Annotated in this window: 20 protein-coding genes; 5 read left to right on the forward strand and 15 right to left on the reverse strand. The window is 65.2% G+C overall.

Translation table 11 applies throughout. From position 1 onward, the window contains the following. Window positions 1–66: 66 nt before the first annotated feature. The 10 genes from L0V05_RS10460 to L0V05_RS10505 form a co-directional block, all read right to left on the reverse strand. Window positions 67–837: an L-iditol 2-dehydrogenase gene (locus tag L0V05_RS10460; RefSeq protein ID WP_234870176.1), complete on the reverse strand. Its 771-nt coding sequence runs from the start codon at window positions 835–837 to the stop codon at window positions 67–69. Further along, the gene (locus L0V05_RS10465; RefSeq protein WP_234870178.1) at window positions 834–1,835 is read right to left on the reverse strand and encodes an ABC transporter ATP-binding protein; all 1,002 of its coding nucleotides are present in this window, start codon (window positions 1,833–1,835) and stop codon (window positions 834–836) included. The genes L0V05_RS10460 and L0V05_RS10465 overlap by 4 nt, the downstream gene beginning before the upstream one ends. Window positions 1,836–1,845: 10 nt before the next feature. Beyond that, window positions 1,846–2,676 carry a carbohydrate ABC transporter permease gene (locus L0V05_RS10470; RefSeq protein WP_234870180.1) on the reverse strand — a complete coding sequence of 277 codons (831 nt, stop codon included), beginning with the start codon at window positions 2,674–2,676 and terminating at the stop codon, window positions 1,846–1,848. A 14-nt stretch (window positions 2,677–2,690) separates the two neighbouring features. Next, complete coding sequence (locus L0V05_RS10475; RefSeq protein ID WP_234870182.1) at window positions 2,691–3,563, reverse strand: carbohydrate ABC transporter permease; 873 nt, start codon at window positions 3,561–3,563, stop codon at window positions 2,691–2,693. 181 nt (window positions 3,564–3,744) lie between these two features. Beyond that, window positions 3,745–5,052: an ABC transporter substrate-binding protein gene (locus tag L0V05_RS10480; RefSeq protein ID WP_234870183.1), complete on the reverse strand. Its 1,308-nt coding sequence runs from the start codon at window positions 5,050–5,052 to the stop codon at window positions 3,745–3,747. 121 nt (window positions 5,053–5,173) lie between these two features. Continuing rightward, entirely contained in the window at window positions 5,174–6,133 is a 960-nt protein-coding gene (locus tag L0V05_RS10485; RefSeq protein ID WP_234870185.1) for a sugar-binding transcriptional regulator, read from the reverse strand. Then, window positions 6,133–6,828 carry an HAD family hydrolase gene (locus tag L0V05_RS10490; RefSeq protein WP_234870187.1) on the reverse strand — a complete coding sequence of 232 codons (696 nt, stop codon included), beginning with the start codon at window positions 6,826–6,828 and terminating at the stop codon, window positions 6,133–6,135. The genes L0V05_RS10485 and L0V05_RS10490 overlap by 1 nt, the downstream gene beginning before the upstream one ends. 47 nt (window positions 6,829–6,875) lie before the next feature. Next, window positions 6,876–7,541, reverse strand: coding sequence for a TerC family protein (locus L0V05_RS10495; protein WP_234870189.1), 666 nt, complete (start codon window positions 7,539–7,541; stop codon window positions 6,876–6,878). A 78-nt stretch (window positions 7,542–7,619) separates the two neighbouring features. Further along, the gene (locus L0V05_RS10500) at window positions 7,620–9,143 is read right to left on the reverse strand and encodes a trimethylamine methyltransferase family protein (RefSeq protein WP_234870191.1); all 1,524 of its coding nucleotides are present in this window, start codon (window positions 9,141–9,143) and stop codon (window positions 7,620–7,622) included. Further along, window positions 9,140–11,218: an oxidoreductase gene (locus tag L0V05_RS10505; protein ID WP_234870193.1), complete on the reverse strand. Its 2,079-nt coding sequence runs from the start codon at window positions 11,216–11,218 to the stop codon at window positions 9,140–9,142. Before L0V05_RS10505 ends, L0V05_RS10500 begins: the two co-directional genes overlap by 4 nt. A 123-nt stretch (window positions 11,219–11,341) precedes the next feature. Between L0V05_RS10505 and L0V05_RS10510 the strand changes: the two genes are divergently transcribed. Beyond that, window positions 11,342–13,357: a CocE/NonD family hydrolase gene (locus tag L0V05_RS10510; protein WP_234870195.1), complete on the forward strand. Its 2,016-nt coding sequence runs from the start codon at window positions 11,342–11,344 to the stop codon at window positions 13,355–13,357. Then, window positions 13,350–13,976, forward strand: coding sequence for a TetR/AcrR family transcriptional regulator (locus L0V05_RS10515; protein WP_234870197.1), 627 nt, complete (start codon window positions 13,350–13,352; stop codon window positions 13,974–13,976). The genes L0V05_RS10510 and L0V05_RS10515 overlap by 8 nt, the downstream gene beginning before the upstream one ends. Here L0V05_RS10515 and L0V05_RS10520 read toward each other — a convergent pair. Together L0V05_RS10520 and L0V05_RS10525 are read right to left on the reverse strand one after the other, a co-directional pair. Next, window positions 13,973–15,673 carry a SulP family inorganic anion transporter gene (locus L0V05_RS10520; protein WP_234870198.1) on the reverse strand — a complete coding sequence of 567 codons (1,701 nt, stop codon included), beginning with the start codon at window positions 15,671–15,673 and terminating at the stop codon, window positions 13,973–13,975. The two genes, L0V05_RS10515 and L0V05_RS10520, sit on opposite strands and share 4 nt — an antisense overlap. Window positions 15,674–15,707: 34 nt before the next feature. Next, window positions 15,708–15,974 carry a helix-turn-helix domain-containing protein gene (locus L0V05_RS10525; RefSeq protein ID WP_234870200.1) on the reverse strand — a complete coding sequence of 89 codons (267 nt, stop codon included), beginning with the start codon at window positions 15,972–15,974 and terminating at the stop codon, window positions 15,708–15,710. Between the two features lie 239 nt (window positions 15,975–16,213). Here L0V05_RS10525 and L0V05_RS10530 point away from each other — a divergent pair, with 239 nt between their 5' ends. From L0V05_RS10530 to L0V05_RS10540, 3 genes are read left to right on the forward strand one after another with little or no spacing between them, the layout of a single operon-like run. Then, window positions 16,214–16,900 carry an ImuA family protein gene (locus L0V05_RS10530; RefSeq protein ID WP_234870201.1) on the forward strand — a complete coding sequence of 229 codons (687 nt, stop codon included), beginning with the start codon at window positions 16,214–16,216 and terminating at the stop codon, window positions 16,898–16,900. Then, window positions 16,803–18,332, forward strand: coding sequence for a Y-family DNA polymerase (locus tag L0V05_RS10535; RefSeq protein ID WP_234870203.1), 1,530 nt, complete (start codon window positions 16,803–16,805; stop codon window positions 18,330–18,332). Before L0V05_RS10530 ends, L0V05_RS10535 begins: the two co-directional genes overlap by 98 nt. Next, the gene (locus L0V05_RS10540) at window positions 18,332–21,616 is read left to right on the forward strand and encodes an error-prone DNA polymerase (protein ID WP_234870205.1); all 3,285 of its coding nucleotides are present in this window, start codon (window positions 18,332–18,334) and stop codon (window positions 21,614–21,616) included. The genes L0V05_RS10535 and L0V05_RS10540 overlap by 1 nt, the downstream gene beginning before the upstream one ends. Before the next feature lie 6 nt (window positions 21,617–21,622). Here the strand turns inward: L0V05_RS10540 and L0V05_RS10545 are convergent, their stop codons facing one another. Genes L0V05_RS10545 through L0V05_RS10555 form a run of 3 tightly spaced genes read right to left on the reverse strand, consistent with a single transcriptional unit; the run spans window position 21,623 to window position 26,153 of the window. Then, a complete protein-coding gene (locus L0V05_RS10545; protein WP_234870207.1) occupies window positions 21,623–21,949 on the reverse strand; it encodes an ArsR/SmtB family transcription factor in 327 nt (108 codons plus the stop codon). Continuing rightward, a complete protein-coding gene (locus L0V05_RS10550) occupies window positions 21,946–25,176 on the reverse strand; it encodes an efflux RND transporter permease subunit (protein WP_234870209.1) in 3,231 nt (1,076 codons plus the stop codon). Before L0V05_RS10550 ends, L0V05_RS10545 begins: the two co-directional genes overlap by 4 nt. Then, entirely contained in the window at window positions 25,173–26,153 is a 981-nt protein-coding gene (locus L0V05_RS10555) for an efflux RND transporter periplasmic adaptor subunit (protein WP_234870210.1), read from the reverse strand. The genes L0V05_RS10550 and L0V05_RS10555 overlap by 4 nt, the downstream gene beginning before the upstream one ends. Window positions 26,154–26,173: the final 20 nt, after the last annotated feature.

The raw sequence follows: 26,173 nt of genomic DNA on the forward strand, positions 1-26,173 counted from the left end.
TTGGCCTCGGGATTGGGCGGTCGTGAGATTGCGGATGGCGGCACTTGGCCGTGGCGGCTGTGCCGTTCAGCTCATCCAGTTCCCGCCATCAACGTTGTAGGTCTGCGAAACGACGTAGTCAGAGTCTGCGGAGGCGAGGAAGATCGCCATGCCGGTCAGGTCCTGCGCGGTGCCCATGCGGCCGAACGGCACCTCGAGGCCAACCCGGCGTTTCTTCTCGCCCTTGGGAAGACCCTCATACTTGGCAAATAGCGCATCGACCCCGTCCCAGTGGTCGCCGTCGACTACGCCGGGCGCGATGGCATTGACGTTGATGCCGTGCTTGATGAGATCCAGGCCTGCGCTTTGGGTCAGGCTGATGACGGCAGCCTTTGTAGCGCAGTAGACCGCCACCAGGGCCTCGCCCCGACGCCCGGCCTGACTGGCCATGTTGATGATCTTGCCACCGCCGCCGCGCGCGATCATGTGCCGGGCAACCGCCTGCATCGTAAAGAGAGTGCCAGCGACGTTGATGGAGAACAGTCGGTCGTAGCTTGCGCGCGTGATCTCGACGATCGGGGCAAGGTCGAACAAGGCGGCATTGTTGACCAGTATATCAATCCGGCCCATCCGCTCGATGGCCTCTGCAACTGCGGCGTCGATGCTTGCCTGCTCGCTTACATCCATGCGGATCGGAATGGCGCCTTCGCCCAGTTGGCTCGCTGCCAGGTCAGCAGCGGCAAAGTTGATGTCTGCGATCGCGACCCGCGCCCCTTCGCGCAGATAGGCGCGCGCAAATTCAAGGCCGATGCCCCGTGCGGCGCCGGTTATCAGCGCACATTTGCCTTCCAGTTTCATGCCAGCGACTTTCCATTCGCATCAAAGTGATGAAGTTTGCCATCCTGCGGGGTGAGCCAGACAGTGTCCCCCTGCTGGACACTGACTTCCCCGCTGGCGCGCACTGTCAGCATCCCCAGGCCCTCGACCGTCACGCGCATGAAGGTGTCCGACCCAAGATGCTCGGACATGCCGACTGTGCCCTTCCATGTCCCGGCGCTGGTGGACAGGTCGATATGTTCAGGGCGGATGCCGATGGTCGCAGCGTTGTGCAGCTTCGCTTCGGATCCCTCGATGAAGTTCATTTTCGGACTGCCGATGAAACCCGCGACAAACAGGTTGGCCGGCCGGCGATACAGCTCCAGCGGGCTGCCCACCTGCTCGATCCGGCCGGCGTTCAGAACCACGATCTTGTCGGCCATGGTCATGGCCTCGACCTGGTCATGGGTCACGTAGATCATCGTGGTCTTCAGCGTCTGGTGCAGTTCACTGATCTCGATGCGCATGTTGACCCGCAGTGCGGCGTCGAGGTTCGACAACGGCTCGTCGAACAGGAAGGCCTTCGGTTCCCGCACGATGGCGCGACCGATGGCAACCCGCTGGCGCTGGCCGCCCGAAAGCTGGCCCGGTCGCCGTTCGAGGTAGTTGGAAAGGTTCAGCACCTTCGCCGCGCCATCGACCTTCCGCTCGATCTCGGCAGGGTCCAGACCCGCCATCTTCAGCGGAAAGGCGATGTTCTTGCGCACCGTCATGTGCGGATAGAGTGCGTAGCTCTGGAACACCATCGCCAGTCCGCGCTTCGCTGGCGGCAAATCGGTCGCGTTGACGCCATCGATCTCGATCGTGCCGTCCGAGACATCCTCGAGCCCCGCAATCAGGCGCAGAAGCGTAGACTTGCCACAACCCGACGGGCCGACGAAGACGACAAACTCGCCATCCTCGATGTCGAGGTTGATGTCGGGAATGACCGCAACTTCACCGAAGCGCTTGGCGACATTCCTAAGGGTGATCTTGCCCATGTCTTTCCCCTTACTTCACGGCGCCGAAGGTCAGGCCGCGGACGAGTTGCTTCTGGCTGAACCAGCCGAGGATCAGGATCGGCGCGATGGCCATGGTGCTGGCCGCGCTGAGTTTCGCGTAGAACAGGCCCTGCGGCGCCGAGAAGCTGGCAATGAAGGCCGAAAGCGGCGCCGCCTTGGTGGTGGTCAGCGTGATGGTCCAGAACGCCTCGTTCCAGGCGAGGATCACGTTGAGGAGCAACGTCGACGCGATGCCGGGAACGGCCATCGGCGTCAGGACGTAGACGATCTCGTTCCACAAACTCGCGCCGTCCATCCGCGCGGCTTCCAGGATTTCGCCCGGGATTTCGCGGAAGTAGGTGTAAAGCATCCAGACGATGATCGGCAGGTTCATCAGCATCAGCGCCAGAACGAGACCGATCTTGGTGTCAAACAACCCGACCCGCTGAAACACGAGGTAGAGCGGGATCATGACAGCGACGGCCGGCATCATCTTGGTGGACAGCATCCACATCAGCAGGTCCTTGGTGCGCTTGGTCGGCACAAAGGCCATCGACCAGGCCGCAGGGATCGCTATGGCCAGACCAAGCAGGGTCGAGCCGATCGAGATGACGACCGAGTTCCAGAAGAACCGAGGATAGTCGGATCGTGCCCAGACTTCGGTGTAATTCTCGAATGTCCAGTCGGCGGAGAACAGTTCAGGCGGCGAGGCGACGGCGGAAGCCTCGGTCTTGAAGCTGGTGATCAGCATCCAGAGGACCGGAAAGAATATCAGCAGGGCGACGAACCAGGCGGCGATTGTGGTCAGCAGGCGGCGTCGGGGCGAAAGGGCGCGGGCCATGTGTTTTCCTCCGCTCAGGCGTCAAGGTTCTTGCCAAGGCCGCGCATCAGGAAGACCGCGACGATGTTTGCGAGGATGACCGCGATGATCCCGCCCGCAGCCGCGCGACCGATATCCTTGGCCACGATTGCCTGCTTGAAGATCATGTAGGGCAGCGTGGTCGAGGCCGAGCCGGGCCCGCCTTGAGTGGTCGTGTAGATCTCGCCGAAGATCCCGAGCAGGAAGATCGTCTGGATCAGGATTACCGCCGTGATTGCCCGGGTCAGGTGCGGCAGGATGATGTAGCGGAAGCGGCTGAAGGCGCTTGCGCCATCCATCTCGGCCGCCTCGATCTGTTCCGAGGACAGCGATTGCAGGGCAGTCAGCAGGATCAGCGTGGCGAAGGGTAGCCATTCCCAGGCGACGATGGCAATGACCGACGGCATCGGGTGCTGCTCGAGAAAGAGGATCGGTTGCGCGCCGAATCCGCGAGAAATGGCGGCGAACAGCCCATTCTGGGGATGCATGAACAGGTTTTCCCAGATCGAGGCGGCAACCGGCGGCATCACGAAGAAGGGCGCGATCACCAGAATGCGGAGGACGCCCTGCCCCTTTACCGGCTGGTCGATCAGCAGTGCGACAAGCGTCCCCAGCACGACGGTGATGACAAGAACGCCGCCGACCAGGGCCAGAGTGTTCCAGATCGCCAGCCAGAAGTCCGGCGAGTTCAGGAACCAGATGTAGTTGTTGAACCCGACCCAGCCCGTCCGTTCGGGCGATAGGAGCCGATACAGCCGGAACGAGAAGTAGAGCGTCATTGCCAGCGGGACGATCATCCAGATGAAAAGCAGGATGACCGAGGGCGCCACCATCAGGCGCGCGGCAAGACGGGTGGATTGCGTCGACATGGCAGTCTCCGGGGGCTGGGACCGGGAAGTGGCGCGCCAGACGGCCAGAAGCGGCCGTGGACGTACCGTTGCTATCTGAGTGGGGCCGCGCGCGGCGACCGGAGGCGAAGGGCGAAACAGGCGGAACGTTCCGCCCTTCGCGGGAGGCGGGGCTAGACCTAAGGCCAGCCCCGAACGCGGATCACTTGATGTAACCGGCTGCCTTCATCTCATCGGCGACCGCAGCCTGGGCTTCCGCCAGCGCGTCATCGGCCGATTTCTGTCCGGCAAGTGCCGCCGAGAACAGTTCGCCGACAGTCGTGCCGAGCCCCTGGAACTCCGGGATCGCCACGAACTGGACACCGACATAGGGAACCGGCTTGACCGTGGGTTTGGTCGGATCAGCCGAGTTGATCGAGTCGAGCGTCATCTTCGCGAACGGAACCTTGGCGTATTCCGGGTTCTCATAGAGCGAGGTCCGGGTACCCGGAGGCACGTTCGCCCAGCCTTCCTTCGACGCGACGAGGGCGAGGTAGTCCTTGTTGGTCGCCCAGTCGATGAAGGCCTTTGCCGCTTCCTGCTTCTGGCTGGACGTCGGGATCGCCAGCGACCATGCCCAGAGCCAGTTGCCGCGCTTGCCAAGGCCGTTGTCGGGCGCCAGAGCGAAGCCGACCTTGTCAGCCACCGTCGAATCCTTGCCGGTCACGAAGGACGCGGCGACCGTGGCGTCGATCCACATGCCGCACTTGCCCTGTTGGAACAGCGTCAGGTTTTCGTTGAAGCCGTTGTTGGACGCGCCTGGCGGGCCGTAGTTGTTCATCAGGTTCAGGTAGGACTCGAGCGTGGCCTTCCATTCGGGCTGATCGAACTGCGGGTTCCAGTTCTCGTCGAACCAGCGCGCGCCGTATGAGTTAGACATGGCTGTCAGGAAGGCCATGTTCTCGCCCCAGCCGGCCTTGCCACGCAGGCAGATACCATACTGTTCCTTCGACTTGTCGGTCATGGCCGCTGCGGCCTTCTCGATGTCGGCCCAGGTCGGCGCCTCGGGCATGGTCAGGCCCGCGGCCTCCATCAGGTCCTTGCGGTACATGACCATCGAGCTTTCGCCGTAGAAGGGCGCGGCATAGAGGTTGCCGTCGACCGTCAGGCCGCCCCGGATGGCCGGCAGGAGGTCGTTCACGTCATAGGACTCCGGCAGGTCATTCAGCGATACGAGCCAGCCCTGCTTGCCCCAGATCGGAACCTCATAGGTGCCGATGGTCAGAACATCATACTGTCCGCCGCCGGTGGCGATGTCGGTGGTCACGTTCTGGCGCAGGACGTTTTCTTCCAGCGTCACCCACTGGACGTCGATGTCGGGATGCTTGGCCTTGAAGTCGTCCATCAGGCCCTGCATGCGCACCATGTCGCCGTTGTTCACGGTGGCCACAGTGATGGTTTCGGCCATCGCCCAGGACGAAAGGCAAGCCAAGGCCGACGCGCCCAGAAGGGCACGGGTTGTCAAAGTCATCGGATTCTCCTCCCTCATCGGCGACTGAGCAAATCATCGCCTTGCGGGCAATTACTCACACGTTAGCGCAATCTGTCAACGCCGATCTTTCGGCGGAATTCAAATTTTGCACTGTTTTCGCTCAGAGCCCGTCGAGAACCGCCCGCGCGGTAGCCTCATCTGTGATGAGGCCATTCAGGATGCGCGACCGAAGGGCGGCCGTGATTGGAGCAACTTTCGCAGGTCCCGCAGCAACGCCGATGACTGGATTCGACCTTTCGGGCGGAACACGCACGCCGCCGACCCGCTCGTTTGTGCCGACATCCAGGTATTGGCCCTGCGAATCGAAGATCCAGCCCGCGATCTCGCCCACGGCGCCGCGCGACTCCATCTCCGCCATCTCGGCCAGCGAGACGAAGCCGTCTGCAACCAGCGGCGCGGTCGGTCCCATCTGTCCGACACCGACGAAGATCACGTCGGCGGCGCGCGCAAGATCAACAACCCGACGGACCGGGGCAAGCGCGTGGAAGGCCGCGCGCTCTTCCGCCGTTTCCGAAACGACGGGGACCGGCATCGGATAGTGGGGCGCCCTCACCTTGTCGGCAATGCGCATGATGACGTCGAAGAACGAGGCGGATCCGTCAGGCGCGATGTTCCCGATCATCGAAACCAGACGGTGCTGTTCGGCCTCCAGCCCCTCCATGGCATCGACCATGGCCCTCAGCGCACGGCCTGTGCCAAGCGCGATCACCAGCGGCCCCGGCATTCGCAGGAACCGTTCGAGTTCTGCAGCCGCAGTCGGTGCGATCGAGGCGATAGGATCGCCGCTCGGCCCAGGCGAAGGCGCTATCCGGCAACGGGTCAGGTCAAAGCGCCGGGTCAGTCGCGCCTCCAGGTCAAGGCAAGCTGCGATCCGATGCTCAAGCCGGACGTGGATGAGTCCTTCGGCCATGGCGCGCGAGACGAGACGCTGCGCGCGCTGGCGCGAAACTCCAAGCTCACGCGCAATCTGATCCTGAGTCAGGCCGCCCACATAGTAGAGCCAACCCGCCCGGGCGGCGTCATCGCTCTGAGAGGTCTCTGGTTCGCCGATCTGGGCCATCATGCAATTCCTGCCGCAGCCAGGCGCGGGCGTCGCAGGTCCGGTCGCATGGCATAGAGTTGCGGAAAACTGTCGAACTCCGCATGGGGCACGGCATCCTCTGGCACGTCGAGGTCAAGCCCGGCAAGGTGGGTGCCGCCAGTGAACCGCCACACCTCCATGCCGGCCGCAAGACCCGCCCTCACCCCGTTCAGGCTGTCCTCGATCACCAGACAGGATCCGGGCTCGACAGCCATCCGTGCTGCCGCATAGAGGAAAAGGTCCGGCGCCGGCTTTCCTCGCGAGACCTCGCTGGCCGTGAAACACCGGTCCCCGAACAGCGAAGCAAGCCCCGTCATCTCGAGCGAGCGCCGCATCCGCTCGGGACTCGAGGATGTTGCCAGGCAATAGGGCCGGTCGAGTTCCAGGATCGCATCGACCACACCCGGCATCACGCGAAGTTCGCGCTCGAATGTTGCCAGCAGACGGGCTCGGTATTCTGCCTCGAACCGGTCTGGAAGAACGACCCCCCAACGCTCGCGCACTTCCTGCAGCACGACCGGATAGGAGCGTCCGAGGAAATGCTGGGTCACGAACTTCATGTCCATCTCGACGCCATAGTCTTTCAGCGTGTCGATAAGCATCCGTGCGCTGATCACTTCGCTGTCGATCAGCACGCCATCGCAATCGAAAATGACAAGTTCCGAGCGTTTCATGGCGCGACCATATCGGCGCGCCGGCTTCAGGTCCATCTTCGCCTGCGTCAGCCGAAAAGCGAGGCCGCGACTACCGGAGTAACCTCGTGCCAGCCACGCCAGATCATGTCGAGCGCCACGTAGAGGATGATGAGCAGGCCGACATAGGCGATCCAGCGGTACCGGCTGAGCAGCCGCGCGATGAAGGATGCGGCAAGGCCCATCAGCGCAATCGACAGGACAAGGCCGATCACCAGCACGCTCGGATGTTCACGTGCGGCCCCAGCAACGGCCAGCACGTTGTCGAGCGACATCGACACATCGGCCACGACGATCTGCAACGCCGCCTGGCCAAGGGTCTTGCGTGGAGCGCCGCCGGCGATGGTTCCGTCGGCGTTCAGGTCTTCCCCGCTCAGCGCTTCTTCCGCGCGCTGAGCTTCGGCCTCGTGATCCGCGCGAAGTTCGCGCCACATCTTCCAGCACACCCAAAGGAGCAAGATGCCACCAGCAAGAAGCAGACCCGTGATCGCCAGAAGCTGCACCGTGACGACCGCAAAAAGGATGCGCAGGACGGTTGCGGCCAGAATGCCGATCAGGATCGCCTTGTTGCGCTGCTCTTTGGGAAGGCCGGCCGCGGCAAGGCCGATAACGATGGCATTGTCTCCGGCAAGGACGAGGTCGATGGCTATTACCTGAAGCAGGGCAGAAAGGCCCTCGACCGTAAAGATTTCCATGCGCGCCGCTCCTTCCGCGAAGTCACAGTCTCCTATTTGGCCAGATCAGAGAATTCAACTGGCAGTCGGCAGGTGCCCTCAATTCAGCGGAGCACCGCCTTCGGCCTTGCGCCGGGCAACAAAGGCGTCCAGTGCTTCGCCAATGGCGGGGTCGAGCGGTGGTTGCTCATACTCGGCAAGCATCTGTTTCCAGACCAGGTTAGCCCGCTCACGCGCTTGCATCCCACCCTTTTCCAGCCATTGCGGATGGTTGTCCCAGTTCGACAGGATCGGTGCGTAGAACGCGGTTTCGTACCGTTCCATTGTATGGGAGGTGCCGAAGAAATGGCCGCCCGGACCCACTTCGGCGATGGTTTCGACCGCAAGTGTTTCAGGGGTCACGGCGATCGGCTGAAAGTAGGCTTCCATCATCTGCAGCATGTCGGCATCGAGAATCAGCTTTTCGAAGCTGGCCGTCAGACCGCCATGCAGCCATCCGGCAGCATGCTCAACCAGATGCGCCCCCCCCATGAGCGCGCCCCAAAGGGCCATCTGCGATTCATAGGCCGCCTGGGCATCGACCTCGTTTGCGGCACAGACGTTCGACGACCGGAACGGAACCCCGATCCGCCGCGCCAATTGTCCGCTCGCCTGCGCAGCCTTGGTGTATTCGGGCGTTCCGAAGGCGGGGGCTCCTGACCGCATGTCGACATTCGAGGTGAACCCGCCGTACATCACCGGCACGCCGGGCCGCACGATCTGTGTCAGGGTGATGCCCGCCATCGCCTCGGCATGTTGCTGGACCAGCGCGCCCGCCAGCGTGACCGGGCTCATCGCGCCTGCAAGCGTGAAGGGGGTGATGACATTGACCTGGCCATGTTCGGCCAAGGTCATCAGCCCTTCTGCCATCGGCACGTCAAGCTGCAAAGGCGAGTTGGTATTGATGATGCCGAGAAGCGCGGGCGTTTCCGCCAAGCCATCGAGCGTAAGGCCGAGCGCCATAGCCCCCATCTCGAGCCCGTCCATGGTTCTTAGACGGCCAAGGGTCTGGGTCTGCCAATTCTTGTCCAGCAACGTGATCTGGGCGAGGTAGATGTCCAGATGCCGGGTATTCGCCGGCAGGTCGAGCGGTTCGAACGGTCCGCCGCCCTCCTGGTGGATGACGTTGATCTGCTGGACCAACTTCAGAAAGTCGCACATCTCGGCGAATGTGCCGTCGCGGCGGCCGCGATCGTTGTCCATCACATAGGCGGGACCGCCGACAGAGGCGAAGACATGCTCTGCTCCGCCCAGCCGCAGCGACCGCGCGGGGTTGCGGGCGGCCAGCGTGAATTGCGAAGGGACCGTCGCAAGCCGTTCGATCACCATCGCGGGATCGAAGCGCACGGTTTCGCCCTTTACGTCGGCTCCGGCACGGCGGTAGCGGTCGCGCGCAGCCGGTTCCAATACCCGCATCCCGACTGTCGAAAGAATCTTCAGCGCTGCAAGATGGATGGCTTCCAGGTGATCCGCGGACAGCACCTCGACTGGCGGGTACAACCTTGGCACTTGTCCGAACTTGGCCTGGTGCAATGCACCCGTCTGGCGGGCGGCCCGCGGACGGCGACGGGTTTCGCCGGTCATTCCGCTGCCCTCAGGTTGCTTCCAAGCCAGGGGATGTCGCGTCCGACATGGACCTCGGCCGCCGGTACGCCCAGTTCCCGTGCCGTGCGATGGCCCTGATAGACGGCATGCGCGATGGCGCCTGGGGCATTTGCGTCCCCCGTCAGGTGCAGCGTTGCAATCCCCGCCGCGGCAAGATCAGACGCCTGAAGGTCCGCATGAAGGTCCGAACCACCGATGCGCTGACCAACGATGATGAGCGACCGAGCCGGGATCTGACGTGCCTCGCCGGTGAATATCTGGGCAAGCGCCAGCGTTTCTCCGTCGAAACCGGTCACACGCTCGAGCGTCCGGTAGCCAATGCCGCGCTTCAGGAACGAGGCATGAACCAGCGATTGTTCGTTGGTCATGATGCCCCAAGCGGCTGCAGCGCCAGCCGGGGTGATGTAGGTCACAGCATGCCCCTTTGCCGCCATCGCCTCGGCAACGGCAGAGCCCATGTAGTAGTTGTCATAGTCGAAGACGGCGACCGGCCCCTCGACCTCGGCTCCCCGGGCAAGATCGGTCGGCGTGTAGACACGCGGCGCGTCCAGAAGGTCTCCCGGCAGTTCGCTGTCCCTGTAAAGCGCCGGCAGCCAGCGGCCGCCTGTGGCAATCACCACGTGGCTGGCACCAAAATCCAGCACGTCGCGGGCAGAGAGCGGGCTTTCCGGATAGAGCGAGACATTCGCCATCTGGCGCAGTTGCCCCAGACGATACTCGGTGACCCGGTTCCAGGCCTTCAGACCCGGCAGCGCGGATTCGAAGCGGAGCCGCCCCCCGAAATCGCGCTCGGCCTCTGCCAGCGCCACGCTGTAGCCACGGCGGCCAAGGGTGAGCGCGGCCTCGAGCCCTGCCGGCCCTCCCCCAACGACCAGCACCTGTCCCTCGCTGTCACGCCGGACGACCTCGGGATGCCAGCCGCGTCGCCATTCCTCACCAGCCGTCGGATTTTGCGTACAGCGCACCCAGACACCGTCATGCCAGCTCGAGATGCAGATGTTGCAGCCGATGCATTCGCGGATGTCGGCCTCGCGTCCCTCGTCGATCTTGTTCGGCAGGAACGGATCGGCGATCGAAGGCCGCGCGCCGCCGATGAAGTCCAGCACCCCGCGGCGGATCATCGACACCATCGTGTCCGGCGAGGTGAAGCGCCCCACGCCCACCACCGGCTTGTCGGTGATCGTCTTGACGAAATCCACCACCGGCTCGTGGCTGCCCTCGGGCGTGTAGCGCGAGACGGCACAATCGGTCGGCGAATAATCCATCTTCAGGTCGAACAGGTCCGGGGCGTCCTTCAGATAGCCAATGACCTCGTGCCCCTCGCTCTCCGCGACGTCGGACGGTCGGGCGCGCAGTTCCTGCATCGACATCCGAAGGGCGACCGCGCAGCGCCCGCCCGTCGCCTCGCGCACGGCATCGATCAGTTCCTCGGTGAAGCGCACCCGGTTCCTGACCGAACCTCCGTAGGCGTCGGTGCGACGGTTGTAGTCCGCAAGCATGAACTGATAGGGCAGATAGCCCATCCCGGCATAGATGTAGAGAAGGTCGAACCCGGCGCGCTCGGCCCGAACGGCGGCATCGGCATGCCAACGGATGACGTTGCGGATGTCCTCGGCATCCATGACGCGTGGCCGCGCCGAAGTCATGAAGCCGGTATGCGTCGCCATCCATGGCACCCCGGACGGGGAAAGAGCGGGCCAGCGCGTGCTGCGGTTGGCGGTGGCAGCGCCGCCATGCCAAAGCTCGACGCCGGCCAGCGCGCCATGGGCGTGGACGGCATCCGTCATCAGCTGATGGGCGGGTATGTCACAGTCGTCCCAGAGTGTGGCATAGGGAAAAGGGTTGTCGTCCGACGAGGGATGGACAGAGCAGATCCCCGTACAAACCGCCGCCCAGCCACCTTCGGCCTTCATCCCTCGGAAAGCAGCCCTTGCATGCGGGGCAGCGTTGGTCATGCCGCTGGCATGGGGCACCTGGAAGAAGCGGTTCTTCGCCACCTTCGGCCCGATCCGGACCGGCTCGAAAAGCGGATCATAGCGCGGGTTCCTGGGCATGACCCTCTCCTTGTTGAACAAGTGTACAGTAAGATCATTCGTACGGTCCGGTCAAGCCGTGAGAATTCCAGTTGAAACTCCACACAGCCTTATTGCATGGTCGTTCAACAAGAGGAGGCAGGCATGACCATACGAACCGAGTTTCCCCACCCCGTCGCGGTTACCGAGAACCTGTTCATAACCCTGCCCGACGGCACGCGACTGGCAGCGAAGCTATGGCTGCCGGAAGGGGCCGGCAAAGTTCCCGCGATCCTGGAATACCTGCCCTATCGCAAGCATGACGGCACGCGAACCCGGGACAATGGGCTGCATGAATACCTCGCCGGCCACGGCTATGCCTGCCTTCGCGTGGATATTCGGGGGAGCGGCGAAAGCGATGGAACCATTACCGACGAATACACCCCGCAAGAGCAGGCCGACGGTTGCGACGTGATCGCCTGGATTGCCGCGCAGGATTGGTGCGATGGACAGGTCGCGATGATCGGCATCAGCTGGGGCGGGTTCAACGGGTTGCAGATCGCTGCCCTTCAGCCGCCCGCCCTGAAGACCATCATCACGGTCGGATCGACCGACGACCGCTATGCGACCGATATCCACTGGATCGGCGGTTGCCTGTCGAAGGACAATTTCGACTGGTCCTCGACCATGTTCGCCGGCAACGACCTGCCGCCCGACCCTGCCATCGTCGGCGAGCGCTGGCGCGAGATGTGGATGCAGCGCGCCGAGGCCAATACCCCATGGATCCTGACATGGCTCCAGCATCAGCGGCGTGACGACTACTGGAAGCAGGGCTCGATCTGCGAGGATTTCTCGAAGGTCACAATCCCGGTTTATGCAGTGTCTGGCTGGGCAGACAACTATTCAGAAAGCGTTCCCCGCCTGCTTGCCGGCCTGTCGGGCCCGCGGCTCGGCCTCGTCGGTCCATGGGCGCATTCCTATCCGATGGACGTGGCGGTCGGACCGGCGATCGGCTGGCTGCAAGAGGTGGTCCGCTGGTGCGACCATTGGATGAAGGGCCGCGATAACGGAATCATGGACGAGCCGATGTATCGTGCCTGGATGCAGGACGGCATAGAGCCCCGGACCTGCTACACCGAACGCAGCGGCCGGTGGGTCGGCGAGCCATCCTGGCCCTCGCCCAACATCGACATGCAGCGTCACCATCTCAATACCTGCGGCGCGCTGTCCCGCACCGCCGGGCCGCGCGGGGAGGCCCGAATTTGCTCGCCGCTCTGGGTCGGGTTGGCGTCTGGCGAAATCGGTCGCTACGGCGCGGATGCCGACTGGCCGACAGACCAGCGCGAGGACGATGGCGGCAGTCTTGTCTTCCTGTCCGAACCGCTGACCGAAAGGGTCGAAATCCTCGGTGCGCCACTGGTCCATCTGAGCTTTGCCAGTGACAAGCCCCAGGCGCTGATCGCGGCCCGGTTGAACGACGTTCATCCCGACGGACGCTCGACACGGGTCGGTCTTGGTGTGCTGAACCTGACGCATCGCAAGAGCCATGAATTCCCCGAGCCGCTGGTTCCCGGCGAATGGACCGAAGCGACGGTAGAGATGGACGATACCGCCTATGTCTTCGAGGCCGGGCACCGGATTGCCGTCGCTTTGTCCACGACCTACTGGCCGGTCGCCTGGCCCTCGCCCGAACTCGCGACGCTCTGCATCCGCACTGGCGATAGCGCGCTGACCCTTCCCGTCCGGCCGCCGCGGGCAGAAGACGCCGCCCTGCGAGTCTTCGATCCGCCCGAAACCGCCCCTCAGACGCCTCACACGTATCACCCGGTCCCCGATGGCCCGTCGCGCCGTATCGAGCGCGACCTCCTGTCCGGCCGGATGACAGTGGATTTCCCGCGTTGGGTGTCGAGCGTCGAGATGCCTGACATCGGCCATATCCAGCACAGCCGCGGCCTCGCCCGGCTGGAGATCACCGATGGCGACCCGCTTTCGGCCACCGTGATCACCCGCTACCGTGTCGAGATCCAGCGGCGGGACTGCACCGCCGTCCACGAAAGCGAGGGGCGGATGACCTGCGACGCGACTCATTTCAGGGTGGAGATGGACCTGACGATCCGCGAGAATGGCGATGTCATATTCACCCGCCATTGGGACGAGAAGTTTGCGCGAGATCATGTCTGAGGCAATCGACCAACCCATCTCTGCCCCACGGTTCCGGCGCTACCCGAGCGAGACGCGCGCGGCCATGCTGATCGAAGCCGGCCTGACCTGCCTGGCAAAGGGGGGGATCACCGCCTTTACCGTGGACAACATCTGCCAAGAGGCCAAGGCATCGCGCGGCCTTATCGCGCATCACTTCGGGTCTAAAGACGCATTGCTCGCAGCGGTCTACGCGACGATGTACGACCGGCTGATCGCAGTCATGGCGCCGGTCGATGCCGCGGCACCGGATATCGTCGCGCTCATCGAGGCCAACCTCGCGCCGGAGATCTTCAATCCCGACAGCCTGAAGATCTGGCTCGCGCTCTGGGGTGAGATCGCCAACAATGCCGAGCTGCGGGCCGTGCACCGCCAGCGCTATGTCGAATTCCGCGACACCGTGGCAAAGGTCATCGCGGCCGAGGCTGCCGCAAGGGGCCGACAGGTGGATGCCGGGGCGATCGCAGTTGCCTTCATTGCCTTGTCCGACGGCCTTTGGCTAGAGCATGGAATCGACGAAAGCATGCTATCGCGCGAGGCCGCCCGCGCGAGCTTCTATGCGATGCTAGAGGCCCATCTCGGTCCGATCGCCCGGCCTTAGGCGAGGCGAGTCTCCCGTTCCTGCGCAAGTGCGGCATCAACTGTCGCGGCGTAGATCACATGCGGGGGCTTCAGCCCGTGCGCGACCATCGCATGGCGATTGGCCCGCGACGCCCCGGCGAGGTAAAGGCGCACCCCGCGCTTTTCGGCCTTGCGCGCCAACCCCTCGATGACGTTCGCCCCCGTCGAGTCTAGGAACGGGACGGCGCTGAAATCGACGATCATGGCCTTGTAGCTGTCGGCGATGTTGTCGAGCACCGAACCGATCGAGGCCGCCGCACCGAAGAAGAACGCCCCCGAGATTCGGTAGACAACGATGCCCGGGTCCGCGGTTTGGCTGGGATCGAAGCCATGGATCTGGTCTGCCTCGTCTTCGGCCACGAAGGGAGTGTGCTGTTCGACCGCCGTCGCCTGCGACATGCGGTGGATGAACAGGACCGAGCCGAGCGCGAAGCCGACGACAATTGCCTCGGTCAGGTCGCGGAAGATCGTCAGCAGGAAGGTCGCAAGGAACACCGCCGCATCGCCCCGGCCCGACCGAAACAGCGTTGCGATGGCCGGTTTCTCGATCATGTTCCAGCTGACGACGGCCAGAACCCCGGCCAGCGCCGCCAGCGGGATATAGGCGGCCAGCGGGGCCGCCACGACCATGAACAGCAGCAGGAAGATCGCGTGCAGCATTCCTGCAACCGGCCCGACGGCGCCTGCCCGCACATTGGTTGCAGTGCGGGCAATCGTGCCGGTGACGCAGAAGCCGGTGAACAGGGCCGAACCCATGTTGGCAAATCCCTGCGCCACGAGTTCCGCGTTCGAGCGGTGGCGGCGGCCGGTCATGCCATCGGCGACCACAGCAGACAGGAGCGACTCGATGGCGCCCAGCAGGGTGAAGGACAGCGCGGCGGGCAGAACCTCGATCACCTTCGCCGGGCTGAAGTCCGGAAGGGACGGCATCGGCAGGCTGGACGGTATGCCCCCGAACTTGGTTCCGATGGTCGAGACGGGAAGGTTCAGCAGCGCCGTCGCTGCTGCGCCGATCGCGACCGCGATCAGCATCCCCGGCCAATGCGGCCGCCAACGTTTCAGCCCGACGATCACCGCCACCGTGCCAAGCGACAGGAGCATAGCGGCCGGAGAGACCGTGCCGCCCGCGGCCCAGAGGACGGGGATCTTCTGTATCAGCGGCCCCGGCTCTCCGCCCGCCAGCGTCAGGCCGAACAGTTCCTTGATCTGGCTGGCAAAGATGATGACCGCGATGCCGGCGGTGAATCCCACCGTCACCGGGAAGGGGATGAACTTCACGAAGGTTCCAAGCCGCAGCCAGCCGACCAGTGCCAGCAGGATGCCGGACAGGAAGGTGGCCAGGATCAGCCCGTCCATCCCGTGCTGCGCCACCGTCGCCGCGACCAGAACGATGAAGGCCCCTGCCGGCCCGCCGATCTGGAACCGCGATCCGCCAAGCGCCGAGACGAGGAAGCCGCCGATGATCGAGGTGAAGAGTCCCTGCGCCGGGCTGGCGCCCGAGGCGATGGCGATGGCCATCGACAAAGGCAGGGCCACGATGGCGACGGTCAGCCCCGCCACGGCATCGGATTTCAGCTCGCGCAGGCCGTAGCCCTCGCGCAGGACGGTGACGAGCTTGGGGGTGTAGAGTTGAAGGAAACTCGGTTTTTGCAGGCTGGGTGTCGCAGAATGGGTCATCACGGGCTCCGGAATGGAAAGGGACGGACCGGGCTTAGCCCGGCGGCGGTCCCTCGCCCGTTCGCAGCCTGACGCCCCGCCCGCCCGAGGCACTGGCGGCGCCTTCGCCGATCAGGTCGATCCCGGCTGCTTCGAGCGCGGTGACTACCTTGACAAGGCTGTCGACCACACCGCGCACCTGCCCCTTGCTCGCCTCCATCCGCTGGATGGTCGGCAGGGAAAGGCCGGATAGCCGCGCCAGTTCCTTCTGGTCGATTCCCAGAAGTGCCCGTGCCGCCCTGATCTGCCCCGATGAGATCATCGGATCGTTCCTTGGATTGGTATTGGCGTCAGGTTACCCATGAAGACATCATGATGCAATCTCTAAGTGTGCATATTGATGTCTCAGACATCAGTATGGATTTCCAAATCACAAGCGCCGGGTGCGCAGTAGTTCATACTTCGCCCCTCTCCCCCGGTCCGGCTTCTTGTCCGCGGTGGCAGATCGCGCTATGAAATTAGAACAAAAGATGAACATACGAGTCGGGCCTTCTGTGCTGCATGTCACGCCGAACCGCCTTCCTTCAGACCGAACGCCGCGCCGAACCTGCCGGAACGGCGGGCAAGGCCGTTTGCACCCTGTCGGAGGTCTTTGCCGGAACGGTGGGGGATGCCGGGGCGGCGGGTTTCGTGCTGTCGCAACTGCCGGGCGGGACGGCGCCCGTGCTCTGGATCCAGGACAGGCTGTCGCGCCGGGAAACCGGGCGGCCCTATCTGCCCGGCTTGGGGATGTCGCGGCCGCTTCTGCTGATGGAAATCTCCCGCCCCGCGGATGTGCTGGCCGCGGCCGAGGAAGGCCTGCGCTGCAAGGCGCTCTCGGCGGTGGTGGCCGAGATCATGGGCGATCCGCCCGCGCTCGACTTCACCGCGACCAAGCGCCTTGCCTTCCGGGCCGAGGCGGCGGGCCTGCCCTGCTGGCTGATCCGGCATGGCGGCACGGCCGATCTCAGTGCCGCGCGCGACCGCTGGCGCGTCGCCTCGCTGCCCTCGTTGCCCTTGGCGGACGACCCAGGCGCCCCCGGCGACCCGCGCTGGCGGGTAGAACTGTTCCGCTCGCGCAGCAGGCAACCCGGCCTGTGGATGGCCCATCATGACCGGGCGGCGCATCGTCTCGATCTGGTTCCCGCAGTTCCCGATGGAGCGGAAGCAGCGGCAGGACGACCGGCTGGGCAATTCGCTGCCGGATGACCTGCCGCAGGCGCTGATGGTCGAAGGGGCGCATGGGCCGACCATCCATGCGACGAACCGCGCGGCGCAGCAGGCCGGGGTCACGCCCGGCGCACGGGTGACGGACATGCGCGCGCTCTGCCCGTCGCTGCATACGGACTACGCCGATCTGGCAGGCGATCAGGCGGCGACGGACAGGCTTGCCCTCTGGGCGCAGCGCTGGTGCCCCTGGACCGTGGCCGACCGCACGGCAGACGGGCACGGGCTGATCCTCGACACGACCGGGGCCGATCACCTCTGGGGCGGCGAGGCGGCGATGCTGGCGGACATCGAGGCAAGCCTGTCGGGCTTGGGCTTTTCCGCGCGGCTGGCACTGGCCCCGACCTGGGGCGCGGCCTGGGCGCTGGCGCGGTTCGGGCCGGTCCGCGCGATCTGGCGCGACGAGCGCGACCTTGCCGGGCTGCCGGTCGCAGCGCTTCGGCTTGGCGCCGACACGGTGCTGCTGCTCAACCGTTTGGGGCTGAAGACGATCGGCGCGCTTTCCGCCGTGCCGCGCCTGTCGCTGGCGCGGCGGTTCCTGCGCGCCGAGCTTGCCGACAACCCGCTTCTGCGGCTGGATCAGGTGACGGGGCATCTGCCCGAACCCGTCTCGCCCGCCTTTGCGCCGCCGGCCTTCCGCGCCGATGCGCGCCTGGCCGAGCCGATCTTCGATCCCACCCATCACCTGCCGGGCCTGTGCGAAGACCTTTCCACCCAACTGGCCGCGCAGGATCAGGGCGCGCGGCGGGTACGGCTGACCGTCTACCGCACCGATGGCGAGGTCAGCCGGATCGAGGTCGCGACCGCCGCGCCCAGCCGTGACGCCGACCACCTCGCCTTCCTCTTCCGCGACCGGCTGGAGCGGATCGATCCCGGCTTCGGCTTCGACCTGATCTCGCTCGAGGCCACGACGACCGAACGGCTGGGCAAGGCCCAGACCACGCTGGCGGGCGAACGGGACGAGGTGCTGGACCTGTCGCGGCTGGTCGACCGGCTGACCGTCCGCTTCGGAGCCCCGGCGATCACCCGGCCCCTGCCCCGCGCCAGCCATATCCCCGAACGGGCGGAACGCCGCGCCGCCCCACTCACCCCCCTGCCCGAACAGCCCGCCCCGCAGGCCGAGCGGCCCCTGCGCCTGCTCGACCCGGCCGAGGAGATCCGCGTGCTCTACGCCGTGCCGGAAGGCCCGCCGGCGCAGTTCCTCTGGCGGCGGCGGACCCATCGCGTCGCCCGCTACCAAGGCCCCGAGCGCATCGCGCCGGAATGGTGGCGCGACATGCCCGGCACGCGGCTGCGCGACTACTTCCGGATCGAGGATGAGACCGGCCGCCGCTTCTGGCTGTACCGCGAGGGTCTGCATGACGACGGGCGCGGCGGCGCCCCGCGCTGGTTCCTGCACGGGATGTTCGCCTGATGCCCGAGAACGACAACCGCCATCCCCGCAAGACCCTGCTGGGAGAGTTCCCGCCCAATCCCCGCGCGGCCTTCGTCGAGCTTGGGGTGTCGACCCCGTTTTCCTTCCTGCGCGGCGCGTCGGACGCGACCGATCTGGTGCTGGCGGCCCATGCGCTTGGGTATGACGCGCTCGGGGTGGCCGACCTCAACACCATGGCCGGCGTCGTCCGCCTGCACAGCGCGGCAAGGAAGGCGGGCCTGCGCCCGGTCATCGGTTGCCGCCTGCAACTGACCACGGGCGAGACTTTCCTTGCCTATCCGCGCGACCGGGCGGCCTACAGCCGCCTCTGCCGGCTCTTGTCCAAGGGCAAGATGAACGACACGCAGGGCAACTGGCAGGCCAAGGGGCTGTGCGACATCAGCCTTGCCGATCTGGCCGACCATGCCGAAGGGGTGCAGCTGATCGTCCTGCCTGACGAGGGCCTCCACCGCCGCCTGCCCGGGCTGGTCCGCAGGCTACCCACGCTGCAGCATATCGCGGTGAGCTACCTCTATCGCGGCGACGACCGCGCCCGGATCAACCGGCTCGACCGTCTGGCGCGGACGCATGGGCTGGGCATTCTTGCCACCAACGACGTGCATTACCATGCCCCCGACCGCCGCCCGCTGCAGGACGTGATGACCTGCATCCGCGAGAAGACGACGATCGACAAGGCGGGCTTCCTGCTGGCCGCCAATGCCGAGCGCCACCTGAAATCGCCCGAAGAGATGCAGCGCCTCTTCGCGCCCTGGCCCCATGCCATCCGCGCCACGCGCGAGGTGGCCGATGCCTGCCGCTTCGACCTAGAGGAACTCGGCTACGAATACCCGCACGAGACCGTGCCCGAAGGCCGGACGGCGCAGGACCATCTGGAGGAACTGACCTGGGAAAGTGCCGCCAAACGCTATCCGTCAGGCATCCCCGACAAGGTGCGCATCGCGATCGAGAAAGAACTGGCGATGATCGCGCTCAAGAAGATCCCGCAATACTTCCTGACCATCCACGAGATCGTCGTCTTCGCCCGCAGCCGGGGCATCCTGTGCCAGGGGCGCGGATCGGCGGCCAACTCGGCCGTCTGCTATGTGCTGGGCATCACCTCGGTCGATCCGGCGGTGCATGAGCTGCTGTTCGAGCGCTTCATCAGCATGGACCGCGACGAGCCGCCCGACATCGACGTGGATTTCGAGCATGAGCGGCGGGAAGAGGTGATCCAGCACATCTACGAGAAATACGGTCGCCATCGCGCCGGCCTTTGCGCCACGGTGATCCATTATCGCCCGCGCTCGGCCATCCGTGAGGTCGGCAAGGCGATGGGCCTGTCCGAGGATGTGACCGCCGCGCTGGCCAAGACCGTCTGGGGCAGCTGGGGCACCAGCATGGGCGAGGCGAATTCGACCGAGGCGGGGGTGGACCTGTCCGACCCGCGCATGCTGCGCACGATCCGTCTGGCCGAGCAGATGATCGGGATGCCGCGCCACCTGTCGCAGCATGTCGGCGGTTTCATCCTGACCGAGGGGCCGCTGACCGAAACCGTGCCGATCGGCAACGCCGCCATGCCCGAGCGCAGCTTCATCGAATGGGACAAGGACGACATCGACGAGCTGAAGATCCTCAAGGTCGACGTTCTGGCGCTTGGCATGCTGACCTGCATCCGCAAGTGCTTTGCCCTGCTGCGCGACCATTACGGGCTGGACCACGACCTTGCCTCGGTCCCGCAGGGCGACGAGGCGGTCTATGACATGCTCTGCCGGGGCGACAGCGTCGGGGTCTTCCAGGTCGAAAGCCGGGCGCAAATGAACATGCTGCCGCGGCTGAAACCGCGGGTGTTCTACGATCTGGTGATCGAGGTCGCCATCGTGCGCCCCGGCCCGATCCAGGGCGACATGGTGCACCCCTATCTGCGTCGGCGGAACAGGCAGGAGCCCGAGGTCTACCCCTCGCCCGCGCCGCCGCATGACCCGGACGAGTTGAAGTCGATCCTGAAGCGCACCCTTGGCGTGCCGATCTTTCAGGAACAGGCGATGAAGATCGCGATGGAGGCGGCGCGCTTCACCTCGGCCGAGGCGAACGAGTTGCGCAAGGCGATGGCGACCTTCCGGTCGCGCGGCACGATCCATCTGCTCGAGGAAAAGATGGTCGGGCGCATGATCGGACGCGGCTATGACCCGGACTTTGCCCGGCGCTGCTTCGACCAGATCAAGGGCTTCGGCGAATACGGCTTTCCCGAAAGCCATGCCGCAAGCTTCGCGCTGCTGGTCTATGTCTCAAGCTGGCTGAAGCACCACTACCCCGCCGCCTTCGCCTGCGCGCTGCTCAATTCGCAGCCGATGGGCTTCTATGCCCCGGCCCAGATCGTGCGCGACGCAAAGGAGCATGGGGTCGAGGTGCGCGCACCGGACGTGAATTTCAGCGCCTGGGACAGCACGCTCGAGGTCGGCGAAAGCGGCTGGGCCCTGCGGCTTGGGCTGCGCCAGATCGACGGGATGGCGGTGGCGGCTGCCGAACGGCTGACCAAAGCGCGAAACGCGCCCTTCACCGACCCCGAGGATCTGCGCAGCCGCGCCCGGCTGAACATCGCCACCATCCGCAAGCTGGCCGAGGCGGATGCCTTCCGCTCCCTGGGCCTCGACCGCCGCGCCGCGCTTTGGGAGGTGAAGGCCGCACGCGACGCGCCGGACCTGCCGCTGTTCCAGGCCGAACGGGACGAGGGGCCGGAGGCGCGGGTCGCCCTGCCCGCGATGCCGGCCAGCGAGCATGTCGTCTCGGACTACCAGACGCTGCGCCTCTCGCTTAAGGCGCATCCGATGGCCTTCCTGCGCACCAGCATGACCCGGCAGGGCTATGCCCGGGCGGCTGATCTGGCGACGATGCGCAACGGCACGCGCCTGCGGCTGGCGGGTCTGGTGCTGATCCGCCAGCGACCGGGCAGCGCCAAGGGGGTCTGCTTCATCACGCTCGAGGATGAGACCGGCGTGGCCAACCTTGTCGTCTGGCCCAAGGTGATGGCGGCCTTCCGCAAAACGATCATGACGGCGCGGCTGATGGATGTAACGGGGCGCATCCAGCGCGATCCGGTGTCAAGCGTGGTGCATGTGGTGGTCGAGGCGCTGGAGGATCGCAGCGATGCCCTTCTGCGGCTGGCGGATCGGGAAATGGCCGTGCCGCTGTCGCGCGCCGACGAGGTGACCCGACCGATCCCCGCGCCGCGCCATCACCATCCGCGCAATGCCCGGATCATTCCACGCTCGCGCGATTTCCACTGACGGCGGTCAGTGCGGGCAGAAGGCGTTGCGCAGCGCCGTCACCACCTCTTTGATCTCGGCGCGGTCGAGGCGGTACATCACATGCCGCCCGTCGCGCCGGGCCCGGACGAGACCCTCGGCCCGCAGCCGCCGCAAGTGCTGCGATACCTGCGCCTGTGGCAGACCCAGCAGGTCTTCGAGTTCGCCCACGCTCTGCTCGCGATCGATCAGCGAACACAGGATTTCCAGCCGCGCCTCGTGCGACAGCGCCTTCATCAGGCGCGTCGCATCTTGCGCCGCCCCCGATCTGGCCGAACCCGGCCCAAAAGCGCTGTCAGAGGGCGCCCCCATCATGCGGCCTTCCGTTTTCCGCTGCGTAGCAGGACGTAGATCGCCGGGATGACCAGCACCGTCAGCAGCGTGGACGAGGCCAGCCCGAACAGGAGAGAGATCGCCAGACCCTGGAAGATCGGGTCGGTCAGGATCGTCACCGCCCCGATCATCGCAGCCAGCGCCGTCAGCAGGATCGGCTTGAAGCGGATCGACCCGGCTTCCAGCAGGATGTCCTTCAACTCGCGACCCTCTTTCGGCGCGTGGCGGATGAAATCCACGAGCAGGATCGAGTTCCTCACGATGATCCCGGCCAGCGCGATGAAGCCGATCATCGAGGTGGCAGAAAACGGCGCCTTGAACAGCCAATGACCGAGCAGGATGCCGATCAGGGTCAGCGGCACCGGGGTCAGGATCACCAGCGGCAGCTTGAACGAGCCGAACTGCATGACGACGAGGATGTAGATACCGACAAGCGCCACGCCGAAGGCCGCGCCCATGTCGCGGAAGGTGACCCAGGTCACGTCCCACTCGCCGTCCCACAGAAGGACCGGCTGACCGGTATCCTCGGGCTGGCCATGCTGGCGGATCGCAGGTTTCGGCACGTCGCCCCAATCGCCATCGGCAATGGCCGCGGCGACGGCCATCTGGCCGTAAAGCGGCGCCTCGAAGGCTCCGGCAAGCTCTGCCGTCACCATCTCGGCCGGGGTGCCGTTGTGGCGGAAGATCGGGAACGACGCCCGCTCGCGCGTCACATCGACCACATCGCCAAGTTCAACGATGTTGCGGTCGCCGGGGATCAGGTTGGCCGGAACCGGCGTCGCCAGCATGCGCTCGTCCACCACCTGGTCGGCCTTCGCCGGAGCCAGCACGATCGGGATCGGCCGGCGCCCCTCGGAACGGTGCGAATAGCCCACCGTCTCGCCGCCGTAGAGCAGGCCGATCGTCTCGAAGACATCGCCCGGCTCGACCTTGAAGTTGTCGAGTTCCGCATCGTTCAGGGTAAGCCGCAGGCGATCCGCCGGGACACCATAGCTGTCGTCGATGTCGACGATGTAGGGCACGGTCTGGAAGGTCTCGCGCACCTTGGCGGCGACGGCGCGGCGGGTCTCGGGATCGGGGCCGTAGATCTCGGCCAGAAGCGTCGCCATCACCGGCGGACCGGGTGGGGGTTCAACTACCTTCACCGTCGTGCCAGCGGGCAGATCGAGTGCCTTGATCCGCTCGCGCAGGTCCAGTGCGATTTCGTGGCTTTCGCGGTCACGGTCGCCCTTGGGCGATAGGTTGACCTGCAAGTCACCCATCTGTGGCTCGGCGCGAAGGTAGCTGTGGCGGACGAGGCCGTTGAAGTTGAAGGGCGCCGCGGTTCCGGCATGGGACTGGATCGAGATGATCTCGGACACCGGCGAAAGCGCGGCGGCGATCGTCTGCAGCATGCGGTCGGTCTCCTCGACAGAGCTGCCTTTCGGCAGGTCAAGCTGGACCGACAGCTCCGACTTGTTGTCGAAAGGCAGGAGTTTGACCGTCACCGCCTTGGTGGTGAAGAACAGCATCGAGGTGCCGGTCGCGACAAGAACAAGAAGCAGGAACAAACCTGCCCGACCGCGCGACACCAGAATCGGCGCCGCGACCCGCCGGTAGATCCGGCCAAGCGTCCCACCATCGGATGCCTCGTGTGCCGCCCCATGGTCGCCATGCGGCTTGCCGAACTTCAGCATCAACCAGGGCGTGATGATCACCGCGACGAAGAACGAAAACACCATCGCCGCCGAAGCATTTGCTGGGATCGGGCTCATGTAGGGGCCCATCATTCCCGAGACGAAGAGCATCGGCAGAAGCGCGGCCACAACCGTCAGCGTGGCGACGATCGTCGGGTTGCCGACCTCGCCTACCGCATCGATCGCCGCCTCGCGCCGCGACCGGCCATCATTCATACCCCAGTGGCGGGCGATGTTCTCGATCACCACGATGGCATCGTCGACGAGGATCCCGATCGAGAAGATCAGCGCGAACAGGCTGACGCGGTTCAGCGTGTAGCCCATGACCTTCGCCGCGAAGAGCGTGAGCAAGATCGTGACCGGGATCACGATCAGCACCACCGCCGCCTCGCGCCAGCCGATGGCGACCCAGACCAGCGCGACGATGGACAGCGTGGCGAGGCCCAGGTGGAACAGAAGCTCGTTCGCCTTCTCGTTCGCCGTCTCGCCGTAGTCGCGGGTGATCGAGACGGTGATATCTTCGGGGATCACCTTGCCTTCCAGCTTTTCGATCGCGGTGCGGATTTCCTCGCCAATGGCAACTGCGTTGGCGCCCGGGCGCTTGGCGATAGCAAGCGACACGGCCGGTGCACGGTCGAATCCGGCGTCTGACCGCGTCAGGTTGAAGACACGCGCATCAGTCGTATCGGTTTCCAGCGTGACATCGGCCACGTCGCGCACATAGACGGGGCGGCCGTCGCGGGTGGTGACCAGCAGGTTGCCGATCTCGGACAGGTCGGCCAGCGTCTTGCCGGCGGAGAGGCCGATCTGCTGACCATCCTCGCGCACCATGCCGACCGAGAAGGCGCTGTTCGCCCCCTGCACCTTGCCGGCAAGCGATTGCAGGGTCAGGCTGGCAGCGGCAAGCTTCTCGGGGTCGGGGCGGATGCGGATTTCCTCGGGGGTCTCACCGACGATATAGGTGAGGCCGATCTCCGGCAGGGCCGCGACTGCCACCTGCACCTCGCGGGCGACACGCGTCAGGTCGGCCGGGGTCCAGCGGTCGGCGACCTCGGGTTCAGGCGCCAGGGTGACGACCATGATCGCCACGTCATCGATGCCGCGGCCGACAATTAGCGGCTCCGGGATACCCTTCGGAATCCGGTCCAAATTGGCACGGACCTTCTCATGCACGCGCAGGATCGCAGCATCCGACGAGGTGCCCACCTCGAACCGGGCCGTGACCATCACCGCGTCATCGCGGGTCTGGGAATACACATGCTCGACACCGGGGATCGACTTGACGATCGTCTCGAGCGGCTCGGTCACCAGCTTGACGGCATCCTCGGCGCGCAGGCCGTTGGCCTCGACATGGATGTCGACCATCGGGACCGAGATCTGTGGCTCTTCCTCTCGCGGCAAGGTGATGAGCGCGACTACGCCCAGAACGATGGCAGCGAAAAGCAGCAAGGGTGTCAGCGGAGAGGTAATGAAGGCGCGCGTCAGCGATCCGGCGATACCGGCCCGGACCTTGTCGGGGGAATTGGCGGTCATGGCAGGATCACCGTGTCACCGGCACGCAGCCCCGACAGGATTTCGCGCATCTGTCCGTCATCCGTCTCAACCATCGGACCGGGGACGACGGTGACAGACCGCTCCCCTTCCGGGACCTTGATCGAAACCAGATCAAGACCGGCGCTGCGCTGGATCGCCTCTTTTGGAACCACGATCGCCGGACGTGTGCCAACCGGGACGCGCACGAGAACGCGCTTGCCGATGAAGGCGTCGGACAGTCCTTCCACGGCCACATCGACGGTCACCCGGCCGTTTTCGATCAGCGGGTAAATCTTCTCGATCTTGCCCTGCGTCTCGCCTTCGCCCTCGGCGATGGCGACAGCTGCCCCCTCTACCAGGCCAAGGGCGTGGCGCTCCGGCACGTCGAGCCGCAGGAAAACGCTGCCTCCGGCAATGGTTGCCACCGGCTCGCCTGGCATTACCACCTCACCCAGACGGATCGGCACGGACAGGACCCGCCCTGTCGTTGGCGCGATCAGCGCCCCTTCGTCCATCTGCTGCTGGATGACCTGTTGCGTAGACTGCAGTTCGCTCACCGCGTTCCTTGCCACTTCGACGGCTGTGCGGGCCTGATCGACGCGCTGCGAGGTCGTAGCCCCCCGCGACAGGAGTTCCTCATTCCGCGTCAGTTCCGTCTGGGCATTGTTCAATTGCGACTGTGCGGCACGGATGCGCGCACTGGCTGCCTCGAGCTGCAGTTCCAGCTTCTCGTCGGTGATCTTGCCAATCGCCTGCCCCTCGGTCACCAAGCTTCCTTCGCTCACGTCAAGCTGCACCAGCGTGCCGCCAATACGTGACCGCGACGGCACCACGAAGCGACTTTCGATCTTGCCGAACAGCGCCTTGGTTTCGACAACGTCGACCGGTTTCAGCATGAGGTCGGCCGCAATCGAAGCCAGAGGGGTGACCGTGAGGACCGCTAGCGCAAGTGCGGCGGCGCGAAGGCGCATCGGCATGATGAGGTAATCCTTGCTGG

The sequence above is a fragment of the Alitabrizicola rongguiensis genome (genome assembly GCF_021491355.1).
In the GTDB taxonomy this organism is placed as follows: domain Bacteria; phylum Pseudomonadota; class Alphaproteobacteria; order Rhodobacterales; family Rhodobacteraceae; genus Aliitabrizicola; species Aliitabrizicola rongguiensis.